We start from the raw sequence: 6,859 nt of genomic DNA on the forward strand, positions 1-6,859 counted from the left end.
CTGCTGAATACGGACGAGAAGCTGTTTCAGGGGTGTCGTTGTATTTAGAACAAAGTGCGCCCATCGCATCAAACAATAAACTTTGCGACCAATGGTCTTCTTCACCGCCACCGGCAAGCATTAAATCTTGTTTGCCAAGTTGAATCAGGTTGTAGGCATAACCAATGGCATCGGCAGAGGTTGCACATGCAGAGGTAATAGAGTGCGCAACGCCTTGTAATTTAAATGCCACGCCAACGTTTGCTGTAATGGTGTTGGTCATGTTGCGCGGTACAAAGAACGGGCCAACTTTACGCGCGCCTTTGGTTTCTAAAATTTCATTCATTTCAACCACAGACGCCGTTGAACCACCGCCTGAACCACCGGCAATACCATAACGTGGATTGCCTTCTAAGTCGGCTGCAGTTAAACCTGCATGCTCAACAGCGGCTACCGCTGCATTGTAAGCGTACATCGCACAAACGCCCATGAAGCGTTTTAATTTACGATCGATATTATCAAATTCTTGTTCTGCTGCTGCACTGACATGGCTTTTGAAGTTAAGGTCAGCATATGTTTGGTTGAAGCGAGTCCCTGAAACGCCATTTTTTAATGATTCAGTGACTTGTTCTAAAGAGTTACCAATGCATGAGTTGATGCCCATACCAGTGATTACAACACGTTTCATCTAATGATCCCTTAATATGGTGATAATGTTGAGTCAGCGCAGATTAATAATATGCAAAAGCCTGAAATTTAAGCGTTAATAAACGCACTACTCATGTTTACAATCCTTTTTATAATAACAGAAAGCAATTTTAAATCTTATGGCAAATCATATAAGCCTGAGTATACACAAGCCATATTAAGTCAAAAGTCATTTACTTAACTAAAAGATACATAATGTAGTTGAGATAAATCACAGCAAATTCTAGTATCTATAACAGATTAAAGAAAAAATAATGGAGTGAAGTCAATGCCAAAACAGCTGAATGAACACCCACAATCGAAGCTAAACCAGACTTTGCGAGTGGCTAAAAAGCTCAGTGGCGCAGGACTTAAGATCTTAAATCAACTCAATACAGCACAAGTCGCCCCAGTAATTTCCAAGCCTGCGGTTGCAACTGTCATTGATGGGATTGCAACTGAACCTAAAATCGCCGATCAGCAAAATGTCGATCAAGTTTTGGGGTCGTATTTACCTTATTTGTCGCAACGTGCTTTGGGACGACATCATGGCAAAATGCTACAAGCAGCACAATTATTATCGCCCATTTCTATGACCGATGTGACAGGGTATTTATCTCAGCGTTTAGGGGCATGTGCTGATCGCTTAAGTAGTATTGAGCAAGTCTTAGAACAAGCGGGCGTAAAAGATTTCAATGAACTGCGCCAAGATCTTTCCCGTTCTGGACGCTTAAGTAATGCCTTAATTGAGCAAAATAAATTATTTGCCGTAACCCAAGGTGCATTTGCGGCGGTAACGGGCTTTATTGGTGTTGCTGTGGATGTGCCAAGCAGTTTAATTTTGGCATTGCGCGTGATTTACCAAACCGGTCGAGCTTATGGGTTTAGTCTTGAACAGCAAGAACGCGAAATTGTGGATTATATTTTTAAACAGATCAGACTGGACTTATTGGCCGAAAAACAAACCTTGTTATTTGGCTTAAGCACGGTCAATCAATTGTTAAAGCAAAATGATTTAAATCAGTTACAACATTTGCTGGGATCAAATAGCAATGTCGATTGGTTGAAAAATGTTTTAAGTAACAATGAAGGCGAACTGAAATGGCCGTGGTTGAATCAATGGTTACAGGTGTCTAATGTTGCTCGGCTTACACCTCTTGTCGCGGCAAGTATTGGTGGTTCGTATAACTGGCGCTTTATTCAAGATGTTGGACAAAAAGCACAGCACGTATTTTCTGTGGCAAGGGATTATTTAAACCAAAATCCGAGTTCAGAACTTTCTATTATCGAAGCCTATCAACACGCAGTTGCCGCTGTGCCGCCAGAGCAAGCAACATCTATAGAGCTGTTTGATGAAAACCCGGCGGCAACGATGCCTAAAGATACCTTAACGCCAACACACGCAGCCTTGAATGTGAATCCTGATGCTGAGTTAAGTGACGTGGAGTTAAATGAAAAGGAATCAGCAAAGATTGATGCGGCACCGTCTGAATTAACATCTTCTACAAATGAAGCTTTGATCGAGCCAATCGAGGAAAAAACACCGGCCCAAACAGCGCTTAAGCCACGTGCGCGTAAACCGCGTACAACCAAGGCCAAACCAACCAAGTAAGCTGTTTTATGTTTGAAAAGTCAAAGAACGGCAGAAAATACCGGTATTGATACATTTATTATGGCTATTTTGTTAGCACAACGCCGTTGAATATTGACCAGTATGGTGTTTTTGCTTACAATTGTTTGCCCTCAAAAAGTGGTTTTATCTTTTTGAGGTTTTTTATTAACGGGAGAATTGCCATATGGCAACAACGAATCAGTTGATCCGTAAGGGTCGTACAACTTTGATTGAAAAATCAAAAGTTCCTGCGTTGAAGGCTTGTCCACAACGTCGTGGTGTTTGTACACGTGTTTACACAACTACACCAAAAAAACCTAACTCAGCAATGCGTAAAGTTTGCCGTGTTCGCTTAACTTCTGGCTTTGAAGTTTCAAGCTATATCGGTGGTGAAGGCCATAACCTACAAGAGCACAGTGTTGTTCTTATCCGTGGTGGTCGTGTTAAAGATTTACCAGGTGTGCGTTACCATACCGTTCGTGGTTCTTTAGACTGTGCTGGCGTGAAAGATCGTAACCAGTCACGTTCTAAATACGGTACTAAACGTCCTAAGAAATAATCTTAGACGTTTGAACCAAGCAATCCTTTAGCGTTTCGCTTGTTTGAATTCTTAATAGATTTGTAATTCAAGCGACGTATAGTAAGGCCAGCGTAAAGTACATGACACTTGTACAATCTGCTGGATTATCCTGAAGTGTCATATTATTAGGTGTATTAAAATGCCAAGACGTCGCGTAGTCGCTGCTCGTGAGATCCTTCCGGATCCAAAATTCAGTAGCCAAACAATCGCTAAATTCATGAACCACGTAATGCAAGATGGTAAAAAATCTGTTGCTGAAGGTATCGTTTACGGTGCTTTAGAACGTGTTCAAGAAAAAAACAAAGTAGACCCAGTTGAATTCTTTGAAGCTACGCTTGAAAAAGTTCGTCCTATGGTTGAAGTAAAAGCACGCCGTGTTGGTGGTGCTACTTATCAAGTTCCTATGGAAGTACGCCCATCCCGTCGTACTGCTTTAGCGATGCGTTGGTTGGTAGATGCTGCTGCTAAGCGTTCTGAAAAAACTATGGCTTTACGTCTTGCTGGTGAGTTGCTTGACGCAGCTGAAGGCAAAGGTGCTGCAATTAAAAAACGTGAAGACGTGCACCGTATGGCTGAAGCGAACAAAGCCTTCTCTCATTACCGTTTCTAAGCGGATAAAACAGTCCCTAATCAGGAGAATATTCATGATTACAGTTGTTCGATTTAACATCGCACTTTACCCAAATGGGGGCTGTGCGGGTATTTAACCCAGACGTGAATATTTGTGCGCATCAATTTCTATTGGTGCGTCCTGTTTTAAACATCATACTTTAGGAATGTAAGAATCATGGCTCGTCAAACCCCGATTTCTCGTTACCGTAACATCGGTATCTCTGCGCACATCGACGCAGGTAAAACTACAACGACTGAACGTATCTTGTTCTACACAGGTGTATCTCACAAAATTGGTGAAGTACACGACGGTGCAGCAACAATGGACTGGATGGAACAAGAGCAAGAACGTGGTATTACCATTACTTCTGCTGCTACAACTTGTTTCTGGTCTGGTATGGGCAGCCAATTTGACCAACACCGTATCAACGTAATTGATACACCGGGACACGTTGACTTCACAATCGAAGTTGAACGTTCTATGCGTGTTCTTGATGGTGCGTGTATGGTTTACTGTGCAGTTGGTGGTGTACAACCTCAGTCTGAAACAGTATGGCGTCAAGCAAACAAATATAAAGTGCCACGTTTAGCATTCGTGAACAAGATGGACCGTACAGGTGCAAACTTCTTCCGTGTTGTTGAACAAATGAAAACACGTCTTGGTGCGAATCCTGTACCAATCGTTGTTCCAATTGGTGCTGAAGATACATTCCAAGGTGTTGTTGACCTGATCGAAATGAAAGCGATCATTTGGGATGAAGCTTCTCAAGGTATGAAGTTTGAATACGGCGAGATTCCTGCTGAATTAGTTGCTACTGCTGAAGAATGGCGTACCAACATGGTTGAATCTGCAGCTGAAGCTTCAGAAGAGTTAATGGACAAGTACTTAGAAGAAGGCGATCTTTCTAAAGAAGAAATCATCGCAGGTCTTCGTGCACGTACATTAGCATCTGAAATTCAAGTCATGCTTTGTGGTTCAGCATTCAAAAACAAAGGTGTTCAACGTATGTTGGACGCGGTAATTGAATTCTTACCATCGCCAACTGAAGTTAAAGCGATCGAAGGTGTTCTTGACGATAAAGATGAAACTAAAGCATCTCGTGAAGCATCTGACGAAGCTCCGTTCTCTGCGCTTGCGTTCAAAATCATGAACGACAAATTCGTAGGTAACTTAACATTTATCCGTGTTTACTCTGGTGTTCTTAAACAAGGCGATCCAGTGTACAACCCAGTTAAATCTAAGCGTGAACGTGTTGGTCGTATCGTGCAAATGCATGCTGCTGATCGTCAAGATCTTGATGAAATCCGTGCAGGCGATATCGCTGCGTGCGTAGGTCTTAAAGATGTTACGACTGGTGATACTTTGTGTGATGAGAAAAACATCATTACACTTGAGCGTATGGAATTCCCAGAGCCAGTAATTGCACTTGCCGTTGAACCAAAAACTAAAGCTGACCAAGAAAAAATGTCAATTGCTTTAGGTCGTTTGGCGAAAGAAGATCCATCATTCCGCGTTCGTACAGATGAAGAATCTGGTCAAACGATTATTGCGGGTATGGGTGAGCTTCACCTTGACATCATCGTTGACCGTATGAAACGTGAATTCAACGTTGAAGCGAACATTGGTAAACCAATGGTTGCTTACCGCGAAACGATTAAAAAATCTGTTGAGCAAGAAGGTAAGTTCGTTCGTCAAACAGGTGGTAAAGGTAAATTCGGTCATGTATATGTTCGTCTTGAACCACTTGATGTTGAAGAGGCTGGTAAAGAATATCAATTCGTTGAAGAAGTTGTCGGTGGTGTAGTCCCTAAAGAATTCTTTGGTGCAGTTGACAAAGGTATTCAAGAACGTATGAAGAATGGTGTCTTGGCTGGTTACCCAGTTGTAGGCATTAAAGCGACATTGTTCGATGGTTCTTACCATGATGTCGATTCTGACGAATTGTCGTTCAAAATGGCAGGTTCTTACGCATTCCGTGATGGTTTCATGAAAGCAGATCCAATCTTGCTTGAACCTATCATGAAAGTTGAAGTAGAAACTCCAGAAGACTACATGGGCGATATCATGGGTGACTTAAACCGTCGTCGTGGTATGGTTCAAGGTATGGACGATCTTCCTGGTGGTACTAAAGCCATTAAAGCTGAAGTTCCTCTTGCTGAGATGTTTGGTTACGCAACTCAAATGCGTTCTATGTCTCAAGGTCGTGCGACATATTCTATGGAATTTGCTAAATATGCTGAAACTCCACGTAACGTGGCTGAAGGCATCATTTCTAAATTCCAAGCTGGCGGTAAAAAAGGTGACGATGAGTAATCTTTCGATTACTATATTGCCTAACTAGAATTTTAGTTTAAAACCTATTGCTCATGGGTGATCCTCATGAGCAGTTTATAAAGGAAGATCATCATGGCTAAGGCTAAGTTTGAACGTAATAAACCACACGTAAACGTGGGTACAATTGGTCACGTTGACCATGGTAAAACAACTTTAACTGCTGCGATTGCAACAATCTGTGCAAAGCACCACGGTGGTGAAGCGAAAGATTACTCGCAAATCGACTCAGCGCCAGAAGAAAAAGCGCGTGGTATTACTATTAATACTTCACACGTAGAATACGATTCTCCAATTCGTCACTACGCGCACGTAGACTGTCCGGGCCACGCCGATTATGTTAAAAACATGATTACTGGTGCGGCTCAAATGGATGGCGCGATCCTTGTATGTGCAGCGACTGATGGTCCAATGCCACAAACTCGTGAACACATCCTACTTTCTCGTCAGGTTGGTGTACCGTACATCGTTGTATTCTTAAACAAATGTGACCTTGTAGACGACGAAGAGCTTCTTGAATTAGTAGAAATGGAAGTTCGTGAACTTCTTTCTACTTATGACTTCCCAGGTGATGACACGCCTATCATCCGTGGTTCAGCTTTACAGGCATTGAACGGCAACGCTGACCAATATGGCGAGCCTGCAGTTCTTGCACTTGTAGAAGCGCTTGACTCTTATATCCCAGAACCAGAGCGTGCAATCGACAAAGCATTCTTAATGCCAATCGAAGATGTATTCTCTATTTCTGGTCGTGGTACAGTAGTAACTGGCCGTGTAGAATCAGGTATCGTTAAAGTTGGTGAATCAGTTGAAATCGTAGGTATCCGTGATACTCAAACTACAACTGTAACTGGCGTAGAAATGTTCCGTAAATTGCTTGACGAAGGTCGTGCAGGCGAGAACTGTGGTGTTCTTCTTCGTGGTACTAAGCGTGAAGACGTACAACGTGGTCAAGTACTTGCTAAACCAGGTACAATCAAGCCGCACACTAAATTCGACGCAGAAGTATACGTACTTTCTAAAGACGAAGGTGGTCGTCATACTCCGTTCCTTAACG

General features: G+C 42.5%; 6 protein-coding genes. 5 read left to right on the plus strand and 1 reads right to left on the minus strand.

All coding sequences use genetic code 11. The annotated features are described in order from the left end of the window. A partial coding sequence (locus tag I2F62_RS12675; RefSeq protein ID WP_324627357.1) for a beta-ketoacyl synthase N-terminal-like domain-containing protein occupies positions 1 to 667 on the minus strand: 667 nt, incomplete at its 3' end. Positions 668 to 955: 288 nt separating this feature from the next. Here I2F62_RS12675 and I2F62_RS12680 point away from each other — a divergent pair. The 5 genes from I2F62_RS12680 to tuf form a co-directional block, all read left to right on the plus strand. Beyond that, entirely contained in the window at positions 956 to 2,278 is a 1,323-nt protein-coding gene (locus I2F62_RS12680; RefSeq protein WP_324627358.1) for an EcsC family protein, read from the plus strand. A 184-nt stretch (positions 2,279 to 2,462) separates the two neighbouring features. Next, positions 2,463 to 2,837, plus strand: a complete 375-nt coding sequence (rpsL, locus tag I2F62_RS12685; protein ID WP_004648013.1) for a 30S ribosomal protein S12 — start codon at positions 2,463 to 2,465, stop codon at positions 2,835 to 2,837. A 160-nt stretch (positions 2,838 to 2,997) separates the two neighbouring features. After that, positions 2,998 to 3,468 carry a 30S ribosomal protein S7 gene (rpsG, locus tag I2F62_RS12690; protein ID WP_004750610.1) on the plus strand — a complete coding sequence of 157 codons (471 nt, stop codon included), beginning with the start codon at positions 2,998 to 3,000 and terminating at the stop codon, positions 3,466 to 3,468. A 177-nt stretch (positions 3,469 to 3,645) separates the two neighbouring features. Then, entirely contained in the window at positions 3,646 to 5,784 is a 2,139-nt protein-coding gene (fusA, locus tag I2F62_RS12695) for an elongation factor G (protein ID WP_324627359.1), read from the plus strand. A 93-nt stretch (positions 5,785 to 5,877) separates the two neighbouring features. Then, the coding region (gene tuf, locus I2F62_RS12700; RefSeq protein ID WP_324627360.1) for an elongation factor Tu at positions 5,878 to 6,859 on the plus strand (982 nt) is incomplete at its 3' end.

Source organism: Acinetobacter sp. MD2(2019), from assembly GCF_035615615.1.
In the GTDB taxonomy this organism is placed as follows: Bacteria; Pseudomonadota; Gammaproteobacteria; order Pseudomonadales; family Moraxellaceae; genus Acinetobacter.

Coding starts and splice junctions, on each gene's coding strand:
- I2F62_RS12680 (WP_324627358.1), top strand. CDS start 956: ATGCCAAAACAGCTGAATGAACACCCACAATCGAAGCTAAACCAGACT.
- rpsL (WP_004648013.1), top strand. CDS start 2,463: ATGGCAACAACGAATCAGTTGATCCGTAAGGGTCGTACAACTTTGATT.
- rpsG (WP_004750610.1), top strand. CDS start 2,998: ATGCCAAGACGTCGCGTAGTCGCTGCTCGTGAGATCCTTCCGGATCCA.
- fusA (WP_324627359.1), top strand. CDS start 3,646: ATGGCTCGTCAAACCCCGATTTCTCGTTACCGTAACATCGGTATCTCT.